The sequence below is a fragment of the Halopseudomonas salina genome (assembly GCF_014637955.1).
In the GTDB taxonomy this organism is placed as follows: Bacteria; Pseudomonadota; Gammaproteobacteria; order Pseudomonadales; family Pseudomonadaceae; genus Halopseudomonas; species Halopseudomonas salina.
Genome location: NZ_BMFF01000002.1, coordinates 517,470 through 538,152, shown reverse-complemented (window position 1 = coordinate 538,152; position 20,683 = coordinate 517,470). Strand labels below are relative to the sequence as shown.

Annotated in this window: 17 protein-coding genes; 5 read left to right on the top strand and 12 right to left on the bottom strand. The window is 56.9% G+C overall.

The features are described from left to right. The first annotated feature begins 105 nt into the window (after nt 1-105). Nucleotides 106-1,437, top strand: a complete 1,332-nt coding sequence (locus tag IEV54_RS06395; protein WP_150276495.1) for an MFS transporter — start codon at nt 106-108, stop codon at nt 1,435-1,437. A 47-nt stretch (nt 1,438-1,484) separates the two neighbouring features. Here IEV54_RS06395 and IEV54_RS06390 read toward each other — a convergent pair whose 3' ends face one another. Then, entirely contained in the window at nt 1,485-1,982 is a 498-nt protein-coding gene (locus IEV54_RS06390) for a nucleoside deaminase (RefSeq protein WP_150276494.1), read from the bottom strand. A gap of 266 nt (nt 1,983-2,248) precedes the next feature. Then, nucleotides 2,249-2,800 carry a hypothetical protein gene (locus tag IEV54_RS06385; RefSeq protein WP_150276493.1) on the bottom strand — a complete coding sequence of 184 codons (552 nt, stop codon included), beginning with the start codon at nt 2,798-2,800 and terminating at the stop codon, nt 2,249-2,251. Nucleotides 2,801-3,144: 344 nt separating this feature from the next. Here IEV54_RS06385 and IEV54_RS06380 point away from each other — a divergent pair, with 344 nt between their 5' ends. Beyond that, nucleotides 3,145-4,272, top strand: a complete 1,128-nt coding sequence (locus IEV54_RS06380) for a zinc-binding dehydrogenase (protein WP_150276492.1) — start codon at nt 3,145-3,147, stop codon at nt 4,270-4,272. A gap of 65 nt (nt 4,273-4,337) precedes the next feature. On the opposite strand, the gene IEV54_RS06375 is transcribed toward IEV54_RS06380, so the two are convergent. From IEV54_RS06375 to IEV54_RS06365, 3 genes are all read right to left on the bottom strand, one after another. Further along, nucleotides 4,338-4,982: a DUF2959 domain-containing protein gene (locus tag IEV54_RS06375; RefSeq protein WP_150276491.1), complete on the bottom strand. Its 645-nt coding sequence runs from the start codon at nt 4,980-4,982 to the stop codon at nt 4,338-4,340. Nucleotides 4,983-5,239: 257 nt separating this feature from the next. After that, nucleotides 5,240-5,491 carry a ribbon-helix-helix domain-containing protein gene (locus tag IEV54_RS06370; protein ID WP_150276490.1) on the bottom strand — a complete coding sequence of 84 codons (252 nt, stop codon included), beginning with the start codon at nt 5,489-5,491 and terminating at the stop codon, nt 5,240-5,242. 241 nt (nt 5,492-5,732) lie between these two features. Continuing rightward, the gene (locus IEV54_RS06365; RefSeq protein ID WP_188434346.1) at nt 5,733-6,323 is read right to left on the bottom strand and encodes a TetR/AcrR family transcriptional regulator; all 591 of its coding nucleotides are present in this window, start codon (nt 6,321-6,323) and stop codon (nt 5,733-5,735) included. A 170-nt stretch (nt 6,324-6,493) separates the two neighbouring features. Here IEV54_RS06365 and IEV54_RS06360 point away from each other — a divergent pair, with 170 nt between their 5' ends. Further along, nucleotides 6,494-7,426, top strand: a complete 933-nt coding sequence (locus tag IEV54_RS06360; protein WP_188434345.1) for an alpha/beta hydrolase family protein — start codon at nt 6,494-6,496, stop codon at nt 7,424-7,426. 150 nt (nt 7,427-7,576) lie between these two features. Here IEV54_RS06360 and IEV54_RS06355 read toward each other — a convergent pair whose 3' ends face one another. From IEV54_RS06355 to IEV54_RS06340, 4 genes are all read right to left on the bottom strand, one after another. After that, entirely contained in the window at nt 7,577-7,939 is a 363-nt protein-coding gene (locus IEV54_RS06355; protein WP_150276487.1) for a helix-turn-helix domain-containing protein, read from the bottom strand. Then, entirely contained in the window at nt 7,929-8,237 is a 309-nt protein-coding gene (locus IEV54_RS06350; protein WP_150276486.1) for a type II toxin-antitoxin system HigB family toxin, read from the bottom strand. Before IEV54_RS06350 ends, IEV54_RS06355 begins: the two co-directional genes overlap by 11 nt. 355 nt (nt 8,238-8,592) lie before the next feature. After that, nucleotides 8,593-9,309: a hypothetical protein gene (locus IEV54_RS06345; RefSeq protein WP_150276485.1), complete on the bottom strand. Its 717-nt coding sequence runs from the start codon at nt 9,307-9,309 to the stop codon at nt 8,593-8,595. A gap of 702 nt (nt 9,310-10,011) precedes the next feature. Continuing rightward, nucleotides 10,012-10,227, bottom strand: a complete 216-nt coding sequence (locus IEV54_RS06340; RefSeq protein ID WP_150276484.1) for a hypothetical protein — start codon at nt 10,225-10,227, stop codon at nt 10,012-10,014. 174 nt (nt 10,228-10,401) lie between these two features. Here IEV54_RS06340 and IEV54_RS06335 point away from each other — a divergent pair, with 174 nt between their 5' ends. Continuing rightward, entirely contained in the window at nt 10,402-12,204 is a 1,803-nt protein-coding gene (locus IEV54_RS06335) for a sensor domain-containing diguanylate cyclase (RefSeq protein ID WP_150276483.1), read from the top strand. A 363-nt stretch (nt 12,205-12,567) separates the two neighbouring features. Here IEV54_RS06335 and IEV54_RS06330 read toward each other — a convergent pair whose 3' ends face one another. Continuing rightward, nucleotides 12,568-13,668: a TRAP transporter substrate-binding protein gene (locus IEV54_RS06330; protein WP_150276482.1), complete on the bottom strand. Its 1,101-nt coding sequence runs from the start codon at nt 13,666-13,668 to the stop codon at nt 12,568-12,570. 199 nt (nt 13,669-13,867) lie between these two features. Continuing rightward, a complete protein-coding gene (gene uvrD, locus IEV54_RS06325) occupies nt 13,868-16,042 on the bottom strand; it encodes a DNA helicase II (protein ID WP_150276481.1) in 2,175 nt (724 codons plus the stop codon). Between the two features lie 180 nt (nt 16,043-16,222). On the opposite strand from uvrD, the gene IEV54_RS06320 reads away from it, so the two are divergent. Continuing rightward, complete coding sequence (locus IEV54_RS06320; RefSeq protein WP_150276480.1) at nt 16,223-19,081, top strand: putative bifunctional diguanylate cyclase/phosphodiesterase; 2,859 nt, start codon at nt 16,223-16,225, stop codon at nt 19,079-19,081. Between the two features lie 29 nt (nt 19,082-19,110). On the opposite strand, the gene zwf is transcribed toward IEV54_RS06320, so the two are convergent. Further along, entirely contained in the window at nt 19,111-20,586 is a 1,476-nt protein-coding gene (gene zwf, locus IEV54_RS06315) for a glucose-6-phosphate dehydrogenase (RefSeq protein WP_150276479.1), read from the bottom strand. Between the last annotated feature and the right edge of the window lie 97 nt (nt 20,587-20,683).

Genomic DNA, 20,683 nt, shown 5'->3' with positions numbered 1-20,683 from the left:
GCTTAGCTATCCTGCAAGGGGAACGGCAACGTTTTGTGTTTGTCCCAGGCAGCGAGATACCGCTTCAAGGTATGTCTATACGCCCAGCACGTCCCCGGAGTTTCAATGCAACGAACCGCCCTGACCCTGTCATCGCTGATTACCAGTATCATTTTGCTGATCAGCGGTAACGCCTTCCTGATGACTCTGCTCGGCCTGCGCCTGAGCATGGAGGAGTTCAGCGCCAGCCTGATCGGCTGGATTCTGGTGTTCTACTCCCTCGGCTTTGTCGCCGGAACCCTATGGGCTGGACGTATCATCGAAAAGGTCGGACACATCCGTGCCTTTGCCGTGTTTGCCGCCATCCTCTCCGCGTCGATCCTGGTGTATCCGATGGCCGTGCAGGCTGAACTATGGGGGCTGCTACGCGCGCTGGGCGGCTTTGTCATGGCCGGCCTGATGATCGTCATGGAAAGCTGGTTCAGCAGCAAGGCCGACAACCGCAATCGCGCGACTCTGTTCGCGGTATATCAGTTGGTGTTCTTTCTTTCCACAGCTGGCGGGCAGGTGCTTATACGGGTCAGTGATCCGGGCGGCTTCATTCCCTTCTCCCTGGCGGCCATTCTGATCGCCCTTGCGCTGGTACCCCTGTCCCTGACGCGCGAAGCTTCCCCGACCATCGCCCAGAGCGAGCGCATGTCACTGCGCAAACTGTACAAGGCGTCTCCACAGGGCGCCTTGGGAGCACTGGTGGCCGGGCTGCTGATCAGCGCTTTCTACGCCATGGGGCCGGTGTTTGCCAATCGTATCGGTCTGGACATCAAGCAACTCTCGAATTTCATGGCCGCATCCATCATTGCCGCAATGATTCTGGCCTGGCCCGTGGGCCGCCTGTGCGACCGTTACGACCGCCACCAGGTCATGCTGGTGGCCTCTTGCGTGGCCGCCATCTGCAGCTTGGCAGCGGCGTTGGTTGGCGATTTCAACATGACCTTGCTGGTGATCTTTGTCGGCTTGTATATGGGCATTACCGCCACGCTCTACCCTATTGCCGTGGCCATTACCAACGACCTGATGGAAAGCCACCAGATCACCGCTACCAGCACCGCCCTGCTCCTGAGCTACGGCGTCGGCAGCTGCATCGGTGCGCCACTCAGTGCGCTTTTCATGGAGCTGCTCGGCCCCCGCGGTCTGTTTATCAGCAATGCACTGATTCTCGGCGGGCTGATCCTGTTCATGCTGTTCGGCCCCAGTCGCAAGCGCCCGGCTGTCGTCGATCAGCAACAGTTCATTACCCTCTCACCCGAGGCGGCACTGGGTCTGGCGGAGCTGGATCCACGGTATACCGAGTTTGAAGAAAATACTGACCAGGAACCGCACAAACCGGAACCAGATGCGGTGCCTAAGGACACGCGGGAGGAAGATCTCAGCGCAGAACCGCTACCGCGCCAGCTATGATCTGCAGGCCTTGCACCCTGCTTATCCGCGCGGCCGCAGCCAGGCAATCAATAGGGTTGCCGATCGTGCTTGACCAACCAGGCCAGAAAAGGCGCGCCCGGGTCTTCGACCTCCAGCTGGGACAGCCCCAACTCTTGCATACGCACCGGGTGTGTCTGGCCGTAAAGCTGCTCGGCAATATTCCCGTCAGCAAAGCCCGCAAGGTTCGCCGTCTCCTGGGATGCGGCGAAAACAATACGCGGAATACGTGCCCAGTGGGCGGCGGCCAGACACATGGGACAGGGCTCACAACTGGCATACAGCGTAGTGTCCTCCAGGTGCGGACTGGCCAGATCGCTGGCGGCCAGACGTATGGCCAGCACCTCGGCGTGTGCAGTGGGATCGCAGTCCAGGGTCACCCGGTTCGCCGCCTGAGCGAGAACCTCGCCATTGCGAACCACCAACGCGCCAAAGGGTCCACCTCCCTTGCCTACGGACTCAACGGCCAATCGGACAGCCTGCAGAAGAAAGGTCTCGTCGATGGTCTTGTTTAACGGGTAGCTCACGTAAGTGTCCTGCTTATGACCGGTTGTAACTCAAATCCTAGCCTGAATAACCGCAAACCGGTATACCAAAGGCTCCGGCCCACAAAGGGGGCCGGAGCCTGCTATGGCAACCGCGCTTCAGTCAATAAGAGCAGTTGCCGCAGGGGCTCCGTGATTATCTAAAAAGTTTCGCTATGGAGCATCCGGCAGAAAAGAGCAAGTCCGAGCCCGTGGGGCGGCAATTACAGCAAGTGCAAAGCCGTGCCTGACAGACACGGCCTGAGCCATTACTTCACCAATGAAACCTGCTGGGGCTCAATCTTCAGCTGAGCGAGGCGCCGCAGGAAGTTCTCGATGTTCTTTTTTGCCGAACCTTCGTTGGCCAGACGCAACCGTGTAACCGCAACAAAGGCGTCACCCACCGTCGCGGTATGCGGCGCCACCACCAGCTCCTCGAATACCTTCTGATTGGTCTTCGTATCCACCAGCGTGTAGCGAACGCGAGTCGTCACCGTCATATCAAAGCCCACCAGGGGTTTGTCGACGCCGACCATCGCTACCTGCAGATTGTAGCGACCCTTATCGCTATACAGACCCTGATTGCTCAAGCTGTTGCGTAGTGCGCCCAGGAAAGACTGGTTGCTGATCTCGGACGTCCACATTGGATTTGTTTCGCGACCGCCAGATACCGTATCCAAAGCAACATTCTTGTTCAGCTCCTGAGCATATTTCGCTTTCTGCATGGACTGATAGGTGATGTTCTCCTGTTTCGCGCCCGAGGCGCAGCCGAACAGGTAGGTAGTCGCCGCTAATACAATCAGCAATTTGATCAATTTCATGAAGGTCTTCCGTGGTAGTTAGTGGGTTACCGCGGACAGATCGCGCACGCCGGCCCGGGCGCGCGGGCGGCGATAGATCGAAAAAGCATCGTATCGGGCATCCTTGCCGAGGGGGTGCGAAAAATTCTCGCAGCCTGTTGATCTTGCGTGACTTATGGCGTTTTGCCAATAGCGTGAAAACGCAAAAGTAGCGGCTAAAATCGACGTTTCAGGAGGCATAAACGGCGGTGATCGGTTGCCATGGCGATGTTTTAGCCACAATCAGCGTTATGATCAGAGCGTTCAGCAACGCGGGTCACGCAAGCCCTCAGGACCAGAACTCTTACCATTTCCAGGAGAAAAATATGACTGACACCAACATCGAACTTATTTCCACCATCAGCGAAGACAACACACTGGAGCTCGCCCTGCGCGAGATCGACATCCCGCAGCCCGGCGAAAACGAAGTCATCATCCGCATCGAAGCTGCCCCTATCAACCCGTCCGACCTGGGCGTGATGTTCAGCGCGGCGGATATGACGACTGCCAAGCAATCCGGCAGCGCCCAGCGTCCGGTCATCAAGGCCGACGTGCCAGCCAAGTTCATGGGTGCCGTCAAAAAGCGCGTGGGCAAGGCTATACCCGTGGGCAATGAAGGCGCCGGTATCGTTGTCGCCGCTGGCTCATCCGCAGCCGCGCAAAGCCTGATGGGCAAAACCGTTGCGTTCATTGGCGGGGGCAGTTACCGCAAGTATCTTCGCGCCAACGTGCAAAGCTGTCTGGAACTGGAAGCGGGTACCACCCCAATCGAGGCCGCTTCCAGCTTCGTCAATCCACTGACATCACTGGCCATGGTAGAAACCATGCGCGCTGAAGGTCACAAGGCCATCGTTCACGCGGCCGCCGCCTCCAACCTGGGGCAAATGCTCAACCGCATCTGCATCGCCGACGGCATCGACCTGGTCAATATTGTCCGCAAGCCGGAACAGGAAGCCTTGCTGCGCGACCAGGGTGCCAAGTACGTGGTCAACTCCAGCAGCGACAGCTTCATGGCAGACCTGACCCAGGCTCTGATCGAGACCGGCGCGACCATCGCCTTCGACCCTATCGGTGGCGGTCGTCTGGCCAGTGATATTCTCACCTGCATGGAAGCTGCTGTTTCTCGGGACATCACGGAATACAGCGTGTATGGATCGACCATCTTCAAACAGGTGTATATCTATGGCGGCCTGGATCGCGGCCCGATCACGCTGAACCGCACCTTTGGTTTTGCCTGGGGTGTAAACGGCTTTTTGCTGTTCAATGCGCTCGGAAAACTGGGCAAGGACACCGCCGCCGCCATGCGCAAGCGCGTAGCCGCCGAAATCAAGACCACCTTCGCCAGCCACTACACCCACGAGGTCTCCCTGGCCGGCGCGTTACAGCTGGATTCGATGGCGGTTTACGGAAAGCAGGCAACCGGCGAGAAGTTCCTGATCAAGCCACAGAGCTGAGGTTCAACCCCTGGCCGCAAGGCCACTGTCGGGCGCTGGAGTCGGATGGCTCCAGCGCCTGCCCCTCAATCCTGCAGGCTGCCGATAAAGGCTTCCGATTCGGCAATGGATTTTTCCATCTCCCAGATCAACTGAGCGACATCCGTTTCTATATCCCCCAGCTCACCTTGCAGCGAGTCGATGGCACGCGCGTTCAGGTTGTGCTTCAGAAACAGCACCTGATCCTGGAAGGCTCGTAATACCGGCTCCATGCGTGACTCTGCACTGCGCATCGCGCTGATAAGCCCCTGGTATTGCCGTCTGGTCTGGCTTAACTTGGCTGCACTTTCGCGCTTGAGGTTGGCGCTGCTGTACAGCTCGATTTCATCTTCCCACTCATCGAACAATGCCTCGGATACATTTTCGACCGCATCGATGCGCTCTGACACCGCTTCAGCTGCGGCCTTACTGTCTTCGTATTCGTCATTCAGCCTGTCGTAACGTGCTGCCAGGTCCTGATCCTTGATCTGAACAATGGCGCGGAATTCCGCCAGGGCAGATTCAAACTGTTCCTTTGCATCGGTCTGCGCCTCCTGAACCGACTCCACGCGATTGACCATGATATCGCGCTTGTGGACACCCACTTTCTCCATGGCGCCGTAATAAGCCGACTGACAGCCGGCCAGGGACAGGAGCAAAAAAGAGATGAAAAACCAACGCGTTAATGACATGTATCCATACCTTTAGCTGTGTTCCGAAGAGCGTGATGGGACCAGGTCTTTGTCTTTCGCGATGCCCGTGCTGGAGGTCATTCGTCGCAAGAACCGGGCATAAGATTGATGTTCATCTGACATCAATCACGACTGTTGATTCCCGGGACTGAATAGCGGGATTCCAGGATGGCCTAGATTTTTTCGTGATAGGCGCGGAAGCACCAATGACACTGAATTCATTGATTTTGGTCGCCATAACGTTGATCTGACCGCAACTACTGGACCCCAATTACTGCGCCGCCGACCGCCTTGATAGCCAATATATTCAGCGGCTTCGGGACGCCGCTTGACTCTCCCTCAACGAGTGCTTGCCTCAACATGGCAAAACGTTCCTTGGCCTGCTTGTCCTTTAGAACAAGACCAAGGATGCATTCACTATCGTTTCCAAAGTGCCCGTTTTCAACCTGGGTTTCCACCCAGCCGTCTTGTTGTTCAGTCAGCGTATAGGTTTTGCGGTGCATGCTCATGGCGAGTGCTCCTGTATGGCTGTCATATGACAATACCATGCTCCTGCCTCGCGCCGAATCAACGGCCCTCTTCTTACGGTACAACGCAAAGCTTTACGTAGGCTTTCATAGCCGCGAAGCGGCGGAGACGTAGTTACTGTGATGCAGAGGAGTGTCACCCACCGGGCAAGGGGCAGGTCTTACAGTTTCAGTTCATCCGATCCCCATTACTCTTGATCTGACCCTAATTACGCTCCAATTACTAAAGCTTTAGGCCATTCAACATGTCCCTCAGCATTCCGTTCAAGTCCTGGTGGACCTGATGAACGTCCGGCAGGCTATTCAGATTCATGGAGGCATTGACGATCAGGCCATAAATCATATTAACCACCAGCTCTCGCGAATAAGGTTTCATACGTCCGCTGTCCTGCAGGCGCGCCACGACCCGTTCGATATTGCCCATGGCGTAATGGCAGTCGATCGCACGCCAAGCATCCCATCCCAGTACGGTAATCACTTCCTGCAGTGCAATTGTGTGCTTGCCATGGCCAACGACATAATCCAGAAAGGCGCGACACTGGGCAAATGCGTAAGCCCAGTCGTCATCCTGCTGTGGGACAGCGGCAATGACCTCAGACACCTGCTTTGCCTGGCGCTCAAAACACGCGCTGAATACAGCACGCTTGCCCTTGAAATGGTGATACACAGCCCCCTTGGTTACGTTCGCCTCCTTCGCAATCGCCTCAAGGGAAGTACCACTGAATCGCTGACGGCTAAAAAGCCGGTGACCTGCTTCTAGAATAGCTTCGCGGGTTTCTTCTGCGTATGCCTGCCGTCTGGTCTGAGTTTCCATGCTTGAAGCTCCATAAATTGTAGGCATACCCTGCTTTCACATACCAAAGGTATGTGACATCCTAAAAGTATTAAAGCCATGGATTATCGTTCGATAAAGCCGAGGTTCCTATGGGATCAGGCGATAAAAATCCTGTGCATCTTTTGAAATTGGGAAAAGGGGAGCTACTTATGGACAAGGACATCGCTGACAAACGCGGTGCGCAACACCTGCTATGCGAGGATGGCTATCCGATCGAGGCAACCCTCTATCAAGCGAATGCTCCACGTGGAACCATAATCATCGCGCCTGCCCTGGCAGCTACCCGGTCTTTCTATGCCGATTTTGCAGGTTATCTGGCATCTCAGCATTTTGACTGCCTGACATTTGACTATCGCGGAACGGGCGACTCCCTCGCAAAAACAGAGCCCTACGCCGTCGCCATTGAGGACTGGGGAAAACAGGACATCGAGGCCGTTATCCGTTTCGCAACAGAACGTAGAGGAGGCCTGCCAGAACACCATCCCATTCATTTGCTAGGCCACAGTATAGGCGGCCAATTGGTCGGCCTGGCCCCCTCTTCACGCGATCTCACCCGCATTGTTCATGTGGCTGCCTCCGCACCCTACTGGCGCCGCTGGCCTTTTCCGCTGAACGCCAGAATGCTCGCTGTCTCTCGCGTGCTGATACCCTACCTTTCAGCGTTCCGAGATCAATTTCCTTCGCGCCGGCTGGGGCTGGGCGGCGTGGATATACCTGCCTCCGTTAGCAGAAAATGGGCACGGTGGATGCGGAGCCCCGACTACCTATTCGATCCCCGCTTCGGACTCGACCTGAGCGGCTATCAAGCGCTTGAGCAGCCCCTGCTTTCCTGGAGCTTCAGCGACGATGACATGGCACCCGACGCCAACGTCGCCCATCTGTTGACCCATTTTCCGAACGCCCAGGTCACCCGTCGACATCTGGACGTCTCTAATTTTCAAAAGGGCGCAGTAAGGCACGCAGGTTTTTTCAAACCTCGTTTCGAGAAAACACTGTGGCAGGAGACGATTGAATGGCTAATGAATGCGGAGGCAACTATCCCGGCTCAGCCACGGCACACACGGGAGCCGGAAACAGAATGAGATCTATCGTGGAAAGGTTCATCTAACAACGAGAAGGCCAGGTCTTGGCTTTTGCCAAGCTACCTTTAACCGAGAGGCAAAAGGCAAGACCCGACCCCAGCACCGGACCCCAGCACCGTTCATCAGCAACCGATCCGGGCCCGCCGCAGATTAAGCAGCCACACCACTCATCAGGCTCTCGTATGGAATGTGTAGGCCCTCGTGCAGTCGCTTGATCATGCGAACGCTCAGGCTTCGATTGCCGTTAAGGACTTCTGAGACGCGGCCGCTCGGACCAATGAATTGCTCCAGGTCACGCGGCGTAAGGCCGTCCTGATCCATCCTGAACTTGATCGCCGCGATAGGGTCAGCGGACTGGATCGGATAATGCTTGTTCTCGTACGCCTCGATCAGCGTCACCAGCACCTCCATTTCATCCGCTTCAGGCGTGCCCTCCTCAGCCTGGAACACATGCTCAAGACGCTGGAAGGCAGCAGTCAGGTCGTCATCATTGCGAATCGGTTTAACATTCATTGACTGTCTCCACATCTATCTGATCGTAACGGGCATGAGTGCCTATGAATTTCACCCAGACAATCTGCGCCCTGTACTGCACCTCAACAACCAAGCGGTATTTATTACCGCCGATGTTAAAAACCACACGGTTTTTGCCACAGAAACTTGCCGTACCGTAGCGATTCTTTACATCCTGCGGTGAACTCCACACCGCATGCGTGACTTCTTCATACCAGCTTTCAAGCGGACCTTTGGCGTCACCCTGCCCCGGCTGCTGCCAGAACAGCACCAATGACCTCTTGGCTATCACGCGCATCAAAGACTCTCCCGTTTTGGGAGATACTAGCGGGCCATTGGTTAATAATCAACCCGTGCCTTTGTCATCGATAGCCAACTGAGCTAGTAACGCGGGTACATTGCGAAGTGAGACTCTGCCTTTGTGTCCTGGAACCCTCCCCCTCACCAAGCACCGATGGGATCAGCCCTTTCCCCTCGCCAAATGAAACACTTCAACTGAGGGGCAAAAGGCAAGACCCGACCCTAGCATCTTAAATTGAATATTGCCGGAGGGCCTTGGCGGGTAGTGCTTACTTAGAGGGTCAGAGCTCAGAGGCAAGCTCAAAGCAAAAGGCAAAACCTGACCCTAGTATTCGTTTTTTCCCAATGTGAAATTACTGGCGATAGCGAGGCACACCATAAGGTCCACCCAACGCATCACCCTTTGCATCCCGATAGTGGTTCAAGCTCATCACCTTTCCACCTTGCAACGTGACAATCAGAACCCGAGCGTCAAACGCCTCACCATTCATGTCTTCGGTACTCCGCATCATTGGACTGCCCGTCTCCGTCACCATGGGCGCCCACTCGATCGCTTCATACTGTATTTGCCAGTCCCTTGAAGAGGCCTCGCCGGAGAGTTCATGTGTACAATTTTCACAAACGCGGTGTTCCAACATTGCGCTGCCATCAGCCCGAAGCGTATACCGAAAGTCAGCCACAGCCGGATCGCGATGTTCGTTTGCATACACCCCTGCATAATTTTCCAGCTGGGACTTGTCAACGTTGACGGACTTATCTTCACCTTCCGATGAGGTGTATGTGAGCGTGTTGTTATTTGCAGCATTTTCAGCCGAGGGCGCCGAGCTTCCTTCATCCATACTCGCCCCAGACGAATTGTCATCCATGGAATCGGCATAGGCGGCATCCTTTGCTTCATCGGCCTTGACCTGCTCAAGAAGTTGTCGGAGTTGCTCGATTTCCGGGCCGGTCACCCCCTGGCGATCCGCCTCTTCTAATTGAGCTTCAAACTCCTCAATCATGGGGTTTGCGTGAATAATAGTCGTAGTAGCCAAGAGCATGGCGGACAGAATAAATACGAACCGAAACATAGTGAGGATCCCTCCAACTTTTTGAAAACAGTATTGCTGGCCGATGCTCCGGCCACAATTGAAGGTAACCCGAACCGACAAAGGTAGGCAAATTGTCGGCCGATCCTGAAAAGAAAGGGCCCAAAATACTACCCCAAGCAATACGGCAGTCAGGACTTAGGGGCCATCAGCACGGATAAAACTGCAGCGCAGGAAGCATTTTGACCCTGTGCCTGCTCGTGTCGACGGGCGGTCTCGAGCAAAAGGCAAGACCTGGCCCTAGTATTCTTTCATGTACTTTTTATTCTAAAAATCAGTGTGATGAGTACATAATGGATGATAAAGAACAAATAGATGATATGAAAACACTGTGTTTCCAGTCATTTGGTAATGTAGAAGCATCATGTAGGCGGGGAACTCCAAGTTGCTCCTATAGGACTTCTTTGGGTTTAAAGATTTCTTACGCCTACTATTCAGACAATTCTTACTTTAAACAGTCATGTATAGATGGTGGAGGAGAGCTGCGTTAAGACAGCCATACCCAGGCATAATCAATGAAAAATAACTGAGTAATTGGGGTCGGATGAGAATGGCACTAAGTTAAGCAGCTTTTGCGCGATATCGGTTTCGATGAAGGGTATCGGTCATTTCATGCCTGTGCTTCGTCAATAAGCCATATGGTTTTGGCCTTCGTTTCACACATCGAGGCTCTTGTCGTCCGGGTCATTCTATCAGCAGATTCCGTGTAATCGCTTTATAGAGCTCAGCCATCAAGCGACGTTTTTCTCTGCAGCCCACTCCCCGCCGGTTCAGCGCTGGCTCCCATTGCCTCAGGGCTTGCACGCTCGCCTTGAAACTGATTTGACGCCTAGCTAGATTCGCTGACTTGCCCGCATTGTTCATCAGCAGTCTGCTGGCGTTGTAGGCAATGAGATACATCAGAATTTCCCTAACCCCACCATCGTTCGAATTTAAGAATGCCGCGCCAGAGCCTCGGCGACGACTTCGACTGCCTGGCTCCAGTTACAACTAAAGATAGCAAGTGCGTGCAACGTCAGTGCTTTATTTCTAGACTAGGCAAAAGCTTGCTCATCCAATAAGACCTAAAAACCGATGCAGCTAACCGCTACTCGCCTTTTTAATAATGTAATTCTGACGCTTGTAGTGTGGGCGGCACTCTGTCTGCCCGCGCAGGTCGCTAACGCCGCAAGTACCACGGAGATCAACGCGGTAGAATACCTGCTCGCTCCAAGTTCCGCGTCTTTCAGCGCAGTAACTGAGCAGGCTTTTGCGACACGCTGGCAGACCTCTGATCAACCTACCCTCAACATAGGCTATCGGCCCGAAGGCGCCTGGGTGCGTTTTCATATAACCAACCATGCAGCAGATGAGGTCAAAAGACTGCTGCTAGTGGACTGGAGCTTCACCCAGATCGAAGCTCGGATTCTGGACACAACGCACGGTGAATGGTCTGCGGGCGTTCATACCGGTGACGGCGTGGCACCCCACAGGCGCGCCGTCAACAGCCCGCTTCAAGTCTTGCCGCTGAGCCTGCCTCCTGGTGAAGCCGAGGTATACCTGCGGCTTGAAACCAACGCGCCCATGCTCTTGCCATTTCGCCTGCTTGCCCCCTCGGAACTGCCGAAGGCAGAGCGCGACAACAATCTGCTGATGGGCGCCTTCTTTGGCGCCATGTTAGTGATGATGTTGTACAACGCGTCGCTGTTCATTTTTACCCGGGACGCGGCCTATCTTTTTTACTGTGCCTATGTGCTGAGCGGGGCCTTTTACGTCGCCAGCGTGTTCAGCTTTGGGCCTTATTTTCTGTGGTGGGATTCCCCCTGGCTGGTTTCGCGGGCCACGGTATTATCGGTAAGCCTCGGCTTCTTCGGCGCCGCTTTGTTTGAACGCCAGTTTCTAGAACTCCGTCGCCAAGGTGGCTGGCTGCTGCATTTAAGCCATGTAGTGCTGGCCTATTGGTTATGTGCTGCCCTGGTCTCTGCCTTCGCCCCCCAAGCTATCGGGTATGTGCATATTGAGCACGGCGGTTCTCTCACCTGCGTCGCGGCCATCGTTATTGCTGTTGTATGTTGGCGGCGTGGCAGTATTTCCGCCGGCTATTTTCTGGTGGCCTGGACAGGACTGGTGTGCGCTACCCTGGGCATCACCCTGGCAATGGCCGGGATAATACCCATGACCAACTCAATCCGCTCCACACAGCTGGCGGGATTCATCCTGGAGTTTCTGCTGCTGTCTGTTGCACTGGCTGAACGTATCAACCGTGAAAAGGCCTCCCGCTTGCAGGCACAGGACGCCTTGCTGCTCATGCAAGAAGAAAACACCGCGCTACTGGAATCCAGCGTTGCCTCACGCACCCGACAACTTGAGCAGGCCAACCTGGAACTCAAGCGGCTGAGTAACACCGATTCTCTGACGGGGTTAAGCAACAGACGCGGATTTGAAGAGCAAGTCAGTGCCGCCATCGAACAAGGTCGTACCAATGGCGTACCAGTTGCTTTTCTGATGCTGGATGTCGATCACTTCAAGCACATCAACGATAAATTCGGCCACAGTATCGGTGACGAATGCCTCGCAGCGGTAGGTCAGACGCTGAGCGAGTACAGCCGCCGTGAGACCGAGTGTGCCGCCCGCATTGGTGGCGAAGAGTTTGCCACCGTGTTCTACAGCATGCCTGCTGTCAGCGCCGCTGCTGTGGCCGAACAGATTCGCTCGGCTATCGCCAAGCTGGAAATCAGACTTCCCGAAGGCAATCTCAGCTTCACCATCAGCATCGGCGTTGCTGCCTGGATACCCACAGAACAGGACAGCAATCTGACCTACGCCAACGCCGCAGATGAGGCCTTGTATCGAGCAAAGGCGAGTGGTCGCAACCAGGTATGCATATCAGGCAGTTAGTAGGCATGCCAAGCAAATAGCAGCATTTTGCTCGCGGTAACGCCGAGGGGTCAGATACCCTCTTGAAATTCAAGCGATGACCTCAGCAGAGAGGCAGAAGGCAAGACCTGAACCCTGGTTCTTTCTAGCGACGCAGGCAAGGGGTCGGTGCTGTGAGATAAACGCGAAAATTTGAATGCAGCATGATATTAGTGACTCCTCCTTGTTCCCCCAACGCAAAAGCGCTGACTCCATTGCAGAGCACAAATGGGGTTGGCATCCATGCCTGCTGTTCAGGCCATACTGCCCCGCTTTATCGCAGATTGCCACTACCGGAAAGTAACCAGAGCGGCGCTCGTCCAGGGAGGTTGAGCGCCAGAGGCTTCAGCCGCGCAGGCCGTACATCGCCTGTTCGCTGATGGCGTGATAGGCCCATACCTTCTCGCGGAAGGCTTCCATCGAGTCCCAGACCTGACGGTTGAGGGGATCGGCGTTGGCGGTTTCTTCCAGTACCTGGGCAGACAGTTCGCGCAGGCGGTCGAGTACTTCATCCGGCAGGCGGCGCAACTCAACCTTGTGCTCGTTGACGAGCGTGTTGAGTGCATCGGCGTTGCGCCGGGTGTACTCATCCAGCATGTACTGGTTGGTGGCACGTGCGGCTTCGCGGACGATGGTCTGCAGATCATCCGGTAGTTGCTCGAAGGCGGTCTGATTGATGCTCAGTTCCAGCACCGCGCAGGGCTCCTGCCAACCGGGGTAGTAATAGTACTTGGCGGCCTGGTGCAGCCCGAAGGCCAGGTCGTTGTAGGGGCTGACCCAGTCGGTAGCGTCGATCACCCCGTTGCGCAGTGCACTGAAAATTTCACTGCCGGGTAGATTAACTGTGGTCGCACCCGCGCGGGCCAATACCTCACCGCCAAAGCCGGGCATGCGGATCTTCAGGCCGCGCAGGTCTTCCAGGCTGTTGATCTCCTTGTTGAACCAGCCCGCCATCTGCACGCCGGTATTGCCACAGGGCAGCGGCAGTACGCCGCTGCTGGCATAGGCTTCCTGCCAGAGCTGCAACCCGCCGCCTTCATATAGCCAGGCGTTCATTTCCTGGGCGTTCATGCCGAAAGGGACAGCCGTAAAGAACGGGGCTGCCGCGCTCTTGCCCTTCCAGTAATAGGCTGCGCTGTGGCCCAGTTCGGCGGTGCCGCTGGAGACTGCATCGAACACTTCCAGCGCGGGTACCAGTTCGTCTGCGGCGAACACCTGCACGGTGAGACGGCCATTGGACAGGGCGTTGACGGTGCCAGCAAAACGCTCGGCGGTCGTGCCCAGACCCGGGAAGTTCTTCGGCCAGGAGGTGACCATCTTCCACTTGAAGCGTTGTTCGGGCTGGCTGCTCTGCTCGCCGGTGGGGGTGGTCTGGTCTGAACAGCCAGTTAAGGCAACGGCGCCGAGGCCGAGACCGGCGGCGGTAAGGAGTTGGCGTCTTTTCATTATTTGAGCTCCAAGCGGCAAGCTTCAAGCGACAAGCTGGCCGTGCATTCTGCATTTTTGATGGTGGTCTTCTTCAACTTTTTTAATGCTGCAGTGCAGCGGACAAATCTGGAACTTTTCGCCTCGACAATCTGCTTGAAGCTTGCGGCTTGCGGCTTGCGGCTTGCCGCTTGCCGCTTGCCGCTGCGAGCTCACGAGCCTAGAGTGCCTGCAGCTTGGCGTAGGCAACCATCAGCCACTTGCTGCCTTCGTCGTCAAAGTTGACCTGGATGCGGGCCTGGGCGCCCTGGCCTTCGTAATTGAGTACCACGCCTTCGCCAAACAGCGAATGCAGCACCCGCTGGCCGAGGGCAAAGCCGGTGCTTTCCGAGGCTTCTGCGGCAAACATACCGGTTTTGGCTGGTCCGAAGGGGCGGCTTACCTGGCTTCCCAGGCGGACCTCCTGAATCAGTTCGGCCGGAATTTCACGCACAAATCGCGAGACCTTGTTGAAGGTTTCGCTGCCATACAGGCGGCGGGTTTCCGCCCAGGTAATCACCAGTTGCTGCATCGCGCGGGTAATACCCACGTAAGCCAGGCGACGTTCTTCTTCCAGACGGCCCGGCTCTTCCAGACTCATCTTGTGCGGGAACAGGCCCTCTTCTACACCCGCGAGGAACACCAGGGGGAATTCCAGACCCTTGGCACTGTGCAGGGTCATCAGTTGCACGCTGTCCTCGAAACGGTCGGCTTGGGTCTCACCCGCCTCCAGGGAGGCATGGGCGAGGAATGCGAGCAGCGTGTCGCCCTCGGCCTCTTCGTCGGCCTGGTCGTTCTCGAAGGCACGCGCGGCGGAGACCAGTTCTTCAAGGTTCTCGACGCGAGCCTGGGCCTTTTCGCCCTTTTCGTTCTCGTGAAAGCGCAGCAGCCCGCTCTGTTCGATGACCTGCTGGGCCATGCTGTAGAGGGGTACGCCCTCGACCCGCACGGTGATTTCTTCGATCAACTCGCAGAACGTCTGGACGGCGTTGGCAGCGCGACCGGGTAAGCCCTTGTTATCCAGCAGGTCACAGGCAGCCTGCCACATGGACACGTCCTGCTGGCGCGCGTGTTGACGCAAAGCCTCGACGGTCTTGTCGCCAATGCCGCGGGTGGGCAGGTTGATGATTCGCTCCAGGGCGCCGTCATCACCGCGGTTGGCGACCAGCCGCATATAGGCCATGGCGTTCTTGATCTCCGCGCGCTCGAAAAAACGCTGGCCGCCATAAATACGATAGGGAATAGCGGCGCGCAGTAACGCCTCTTCCAACACACGTGACTGGGCGTTGGAGCGGTAAAGAATGGCAATCTCGCTGCGCGACATGCCCTCGGACACGGCCTGATCGATGCGCTCGACGATAAAACGCGCTTCGTCCTGCTCATTGAAACCGGCATAGAGCGCGATCGGCTCGCCTTCACTGTCTTCGGTCCACAGCTCCTTGCCCATGCGACCAGCGTTCTGTTCGATCAAGGCATTGGCTGCCTTGAGAATAGTGGCCGTGGAACGGTAGTTCTGCTCAAGCCGGATCAGCTCGGAGTTGGGATAGTCACGCTGGAACTGATGGATGTTCTCGATCTTGGCGCCGCGCCAGCCGTAAATCGACTGATCATCGTCGCCCACAACCATCAGGCTGGGGGTCTTGCCGGCGATCAGGCGCAGCCAGGCGTACTGCACAGCGTTGGTATCCTGGAACTCATCCACCAGCATATGGCGGAACCGTGCCTGGTACTGCTCACGCAGGGAGTCGTTGTCGCGCCAAAGCTCCAGCGAGCGCAGCAACAGTTCGGCAAAGTCCACCACGCCGGCGCGGGCGCAGGCCTGTTCGTAGCTCTGGTAGATCCGCAGCATGTTGGTCAGAAACAGATCACCTGCAGGCTGTATATGCTGAGGCCGCAAGCCTTCATCCTTCTGGCCGTTGATCCACCACTGGGCCTGACGTGGTGCCCACTGATTCTCGTCCAGCCCCAGCTCGCGGATCACCCGTTTGACGATCCGCGACTGGTCATCGCTGTCGAGTATCTGGAACTGCTCGGCCAGACCGGCTTCGCGCCAGTGGGCGCGCAGCAGCCGGTGGGCCAGACCGTGGAAGGTACCCACCCACATGCCCTGTGGCGAGATGCCGAGCAGCTGCTCGATGCGGTGACGCATCTCGTGGGCGGCCTTGTTGGTAAAGGTGACCGACAGAATGCTCCAGGGCGAGGCCTTTTCGACCTCGACCAGCCAGGCAATGCGGTGCACCAGAACACGGGTTTTGCCGGAGCCGGCGCCAGCCAGAACCAGTTGTTGGCCGGGCGCAGCGGTCACCGCCTGGCGTTGGGCGTCATTCAGGGAATTGAGCAGATGTGAGATATCCATCGCAGCATTCTATCAGCCCCCACAGCGAAGCCGGAAGAAATGGCTGCAATGACCAGCCCAGAGGGGTTGTTTTAAAATTATCAAGGGGTCTGGGGCTGTGCCAGGCCAGGGTGGTGGTGTAAGGTTGCATTCGATTGAAATATAACAAGAGTCATCGAGTCCCGAGGGAATCACGTCACAATGACGTTTGCGCCAATCACACAACCGGCTGTGCCCCGCCAGCATCTGCGTCTGCGCGCGCTGGATATGCTGTTCGCCTTTGCGCGGCTGCCCCAGTGGCTGATCATGTTCAACGCTGTGGCAATGATACCCTTGCTGTGGGCGCATACGGATCACGCTGGACTGCTCGGTTGGGCTGCTGTGTTGGGGGCCCTGACATTACTGCGTGTGATGCTGGTACGCCGCTACCAGAGCGCGTCCGATTCGCAACGCGTGCGTCTGCGCTGGCCGGCCATGTTGATCCTGGGAAATGTGGCCTCGGGCCTGTGTCTGGGCTGGGTGCATATCGCCCTGGTGCCCGCAGACAACTTCATGCTGCAGGCGCCGGCCTATGCTCTGACCGCGGGCATCACGCTGTGCGTCAGCGTTATCTACGCCTTCCGCTATGTTGCCTTCCTGGCCTTCACCGTGCCCGCCTGGTTGATGCCGAGCCTGTACCTATTGCTGCAGAATGATGCGTCCAGCCCCTACTGGGGACTCATGGGTAGCATACTGTTCTGCTGTCTGTTGATGGGTGCGGCGTTTATCAACCGCTCCCTGGGTCTTGCATTACAAGCCAGCCTGCATAACGAGCAATTGGCAGCCCGCCTCGAGGAATCACGTCGCCAGGCAGAAGACCTCAATTTTCAGCTGACGCAGGAAATCCAGCAACGAAGACAAGCCGAACAGGGTCTGCGCGACAGCCACGGCGTGCTCGAGGAGCGTGTCGCGCTGAGAACCGCTGAACTGGAGCAGGCCAGCGCCGCCCTCAAATCCAGCGAAGCTCAACTCACACTGGCGATGAATGCCAGTCAGTTGGGGTTGTGGGACTGGAATCTGGAAACCGACGAGGTAGTGCATTCCCACCTCGAGGAAATTTTCGGGCTGCCGCCAGGCTCCGTTACCTCCATGCGCGCGCATTTATCACCGCGAGTGCACCCCGATGACACCGAGATGGTCCGCGATACCCTGGTAAGCCACATGCAGATGCGTACTGGATCCTACCGTATCGAATACCGTGTCAGACACGCCAACGGCCAATGGATCTGGGTAGAGGACAGTGGTCGGGCTGTGGAGCGGGACGCCAACGGCCGTGTCCGTCGGATGATCGGCACCCGCCGCGATATCAGTGCGCGCAAGCTCCAGGATGAACAGGCGCAGCTGGCAGCAACGGTGTTCGAGGCAACAGCCGAAGGTATCTTTATTCTGGACCCGGATCTGCGCATTCTCACGGTGAATAACGCATTCAGCGTTATCACCGGTTATGCCGCGGAAGAAGTGCTGGGCCTGCCCATCGCGGACACCAACAAGACCACCAAGAACCAGCTGAGCTTCAAGGCACTGCGTGACATTCTGCAGAACAATGATCGCTGGGAAGGTGAGCGTATAAGCCAGCGGCGAAGCGGCGAGCTGTATCCGCAATGGTTGCAGCTGACCGTCGTGCGCAACGTCAACGGCAACGTCACTCATTATGTCGGTTTCTTTGCTGATCTGAGTGTCCGCCGGCAGACCGAAGAGCAATTGCAATACCTCAGCAGCCACGACAGCCTCACCGAGCTGGCGAATCGCAGTATGTTTACCCAAAGCTTGCAGGAGTCCACGGCCAGGGCCCGGCAGCACGGGCAGAAGCTCGCGCTGATGCATGTGGACCTGGACCGCTTCAAGCACATCAACGATACCCTGGGTCACACCGTTGCCGACGAGCTTCTTCGTCAGGTGGCGTTGCGCCTGCGCGAGATCACCCCGGAGCACGACACCCTGGCGAGGCTTTCAGCTGACGAGTTTGTCATTATTGTCGAGCAGGACACCAGCCGTGAGCGCCTGGAATATCGCGCCAGCACAGTGCTGGAATTCCTGCGCCTGCCGCTGAGTATCGGCGAACACGAGCTGGTAGTCACAGCCTCCATCGGGATCAGCGAGTTCCCCAATTCGGCACGTGACAGCCTGGTCATGATCACTCAAGCCAACCAGGCAATGCAGCATGCCAAACATCTGGGCGGTAACAGCTTCCAGTTCTTTACCGAACAACTACCCGGCTACAGCCTCGAACGCCTGCAGCTGGAAAATCAACTGCGCAAGGCTCTGGACGAAGACCAGCTGATTGTCTACTACCAGCCCAAATTGCATCTGGCCAGCGACCGCATACAGGGCGCCGAGGCACTGGTACGCTGGCAGCATCCGGAACAGGGGTTGCTGTTACCAGGCGCCTTTATCGATATTGCCGAGGAAACAGGCATGATTGTCGCCCTGGGCGACGCCGTGCTCACCAAAGCCTGTCTGCAGGCGAGCGAGTGGTATCACCGCGGCCCAGCGCCGATATGCGTGGCCGTCAATCTGTCGGTCCAGCAACTGCGTCAATCCAACTTTGCAGCGCGGGTGCAGCAGATACTCGACCACTCCCAGCTGCCCGCCAGCCTGCTGGAATTCGAGCTGACCGAAAGTATGCTGCTCGAGCACGTGGATGCCGTCGCTGAAAATATAGCCCAGCTACAACAGATGGGTATTCGTCTGGCGATCGATGACTTTGGCACCGGCTATTCTTCCCTCGCCTATCTGAAGCGCTTCCCTATCTCGACCCTGAAAATCGACCGGGCGTTTATTGGCGAACTGGAAGAACAGGTTCCGCAAAGCGAGCGCAGCCAGGACGCGGCGATCATTCGGGCGATCATCGCCATGGCACATAGCCTGGATCTGATCGTGGTGGCCGAAGGCGTCGAGCATGATGGTCAGCTGGAGTTTCTCAAGGAGCACCTGTGCGATGAGGTACAGGGCTACCTGATAAGCCGGCCCGTGTCCGCTGCGGACTTCACTGCACTGCTGACTGAAAGCACAGAGGTATAACGAGCTGACAAGCCGCATTGTGGCTTGCTCTAGCGCTGATCCAGCCAGCGATGCCCAAGCCGATCGAGCAGGCTGTCAGCCGCTACAGGCCCCCAACTGCCGGCGGCATAGCGCTTGGGCGAGCGATAGCAGTCGTCCCAGCCCTGAATAATCGGATCTACCCAACGCCAGGCTGCCTCAATCTCGTCACGGCGCATGAACAGCGTCGCATCGCCACTGATCACATCCAGCAGCAACCGCTCATAGGCATCCCAGCGGCGCTTGTTGAATGCCTCGGCAAAATTCAGATCCAGATCCACATCCTGCAGGCTCATGCCCCGCCCGGGGCTCTTCGCCATCAACGACAGCCGGATGCTCTCGTCGGGCTGCAGGCGGATGACCAGGCGATTATGCTCCGGCGCATCACTACCCTGACCAAATAACCGGTAAGGCACCGGCTTGAACTGAATGACAATCTCGGACTTGCGCTGCGCCAGACTCTTGCCGGTGCGCAGATAGAAAGGCACACCACCCCAGCGCCAGTTATCCACCTCCACCTTGAGTGCGACGAAGGTTTCGGTGTTACTGTCGTGATCCACATTTTTCTCAAAATAATAGGCCGGGAGCTTCTCCCCGGCACGCACGCCGCGGGAATACTGACCGCGTACCGTACGGTCCTGCACGTCCAGACCGGTGATCGGCCGCAGGGCGTCGAGGATCTTCAGCTTCTCGTTACGGACTGCTTCGGGTTCAAAATGCACAGGTGCTTCCATCGCGACCAGACACAACAACTGCAGCAGGTGGTTCTGCACCATATCGCGCATCGCCCCAGCGTTATCGTAGTAGGCTCCGCGGTTCTCTACCCCCACGGTTTCCAGAACACTGATCTGCACATGGTCGATATGCGCGTTGCGCCAAAGGGGCTCGAATAGTGCGTTGCCGAAGCGCAATGCCAGCAGGTTCTGCACGGTTTCCTTGCCCAGATAGTGGTCGATACGAAATACCCTGGACTCGTCAAAGACTGCACCGATGCCATCGTTGATCTGATTGGCAGTTTCCAGACTCTGGCCAAGGGGTTTCTCGAGCACGATGCGGGCCTGTTTGTCGGCCAGGCCAACGGATGCCAGGTGCTGCGCCGTGGCGGCAAACAACTCCGGGAAAGTCGCCAGATAGAAGACCCTGATCCGGTCCGGACGGGTTGCCAGTACCTTGGCCAGACGCGGAAATTCCACACGTTGGCTGGCGTCCAGGGTCATGTAATCCAGGCGTGCAGCAAAAGTGTCCCAGGTAGCCTGTTCGAAATCACCAGGGGGAAGGTATTGCCCCAGGTGCCGCTGCGCAAGACGTCGGTAGCCGTTGTCATCGTGTCGCGCGCGCGCGAGTGCAAGAATTCGGCTGTCTGGGTGCAGATGGCGGTCACGGTGAAGGTAATACAGCGCCGGCAAGAGCTTGCGCAGGGCCAGATCTCCGGTTCCGCCGAACACCACTATGTCGCAAGGTTCGCTGTATTGCACCGACACGCTCATTCTCCCGGATGGAGGCAGGGGGAAAGGATTTGTAGTATAACTACAAGAAATCCCATGTTGTCGAACCCAGACTACCACGAAGCCAAAACCTATGAAG

What these genes read in the sequence shown, in the direction of transcription:
- zwf (WP_150276479.1), bottom strand. Translation starts at nt 20,586, where the DNA reads ATGAGCGTGTCGGTGCAATACAGCGAACCTTGCGACATAGTGGTGTTC.
- IEV54_RS06375 (WP_150276491.1), bottom strand. Translation starts at nt 4,982, where the DNA reads ATGTCATTAACGCGTTGGTTTTTCATCTCTTTTTTGCTCCTGTCCCTG.
- IEV54_RS06385 (WP_150276493.1), bottom strand. Translation starts at nt 2,800, where the DNA reads ATGAAATTGATCAAATTGCTGATTGTATTAGCGGCGACTACCTACCTG.
- IEV54_RS06395 (WP_150276495.1), top strand. Translation starts at nt 106, where the DNA reads ATGCAACGAACCGCCCTGACCCTGTCATCGCTGATTACCAGTATCATT.
- IEV54_RS06380 (WP_150276492.1), top strand. Translation starts at nt 3,145, where the DNA reads ATGACTGACACCAACATCGAACTTATTTCCACCATCAGCGAAGACAAC.
- uvrD (WP_150276481.1), bottom strand. Translation starts at nt 16,042, where the DNA reads ATGGATATCTCACATCTGCTCAATTCCCTGAATGACGCCCAACGCCAG.
- IEV54_RS06335 (WP_150276483.1), top strand. Translation starts at nt 10,402, where the DNA reads ATGCAGCTAACCGCTACTCGCCTTTTTAATAATGTAATTCTGACGCTT.
- IEV54_RS06340 (WP_150276484.1), bottom strand. Translation starts at nt 10,227, where the DNA reads ATGTATCTCATTGCCTACAACGCCAGCAGACTGCTGATGAACAATGCG.
- IEV54_RS06360 (WP_188434345.1), top strand. Translation starts at nt 6,494, where the DNA reads ATGGACAAGGACATCGCTGACAAACGCGGTGCGCAACACCTGCTATGC.
- IEV54_RS06365 (WP_188434346.1), bottom strand. Translation starts at nt 6,323, where the DNA reads ATGGAAACTCAGACCAGACGGCAGGCATACGCAGAAGAAACCCGCGAA.
- IEV54_RS06320 (WP_150276480.1), top strand. Translation starts at nt 16,223, where the DNA reads ATGACGTTTGCGCCAATCACACAACCGGCTGTGCCCCGCCAGCATCTG.
- IEV54_RS06355 (WP_150276487.1), bottom strand. Translation starts at nt 7,939, where the DNA reads ATGAATGTTAAACCGATTCGCAATGATGACGACCTGACTGCTGCCTTC.
- IEV54_RS06330 (WP_150276482.1), bottom strand. Translation starts at nt 13,668, where the DNA reads ATGAAAAGACGCCAACTCCTTACCGCCGCCGGTCTCGGCCTCGGCGCC.
- IEV54_RS06345 (WP_150276485.1), bottom strand. Translation starts at nt 9,309, where the DNA reads ATGTTTCGGTTCGTATTTATTCTGTCCGCCATGCTCTTGGCTACTACG.
- IEV54_RS06350 (WP_150276486.1), bottom strand. Translation starts at nt 8,237, where the DNA reads ATGCGCGTGATAGCCAAGAGGTCATTGGTGCTGTTCTGGCAGCAGCCG.
- IEV54_RS06370 (WP_150276490.1), bottom strand. Translation starts at nt 5,491, where the DNA reads ATGAGCATGCACCGCAAAACCTATACGCTGACTGAACAACAAGACGGC.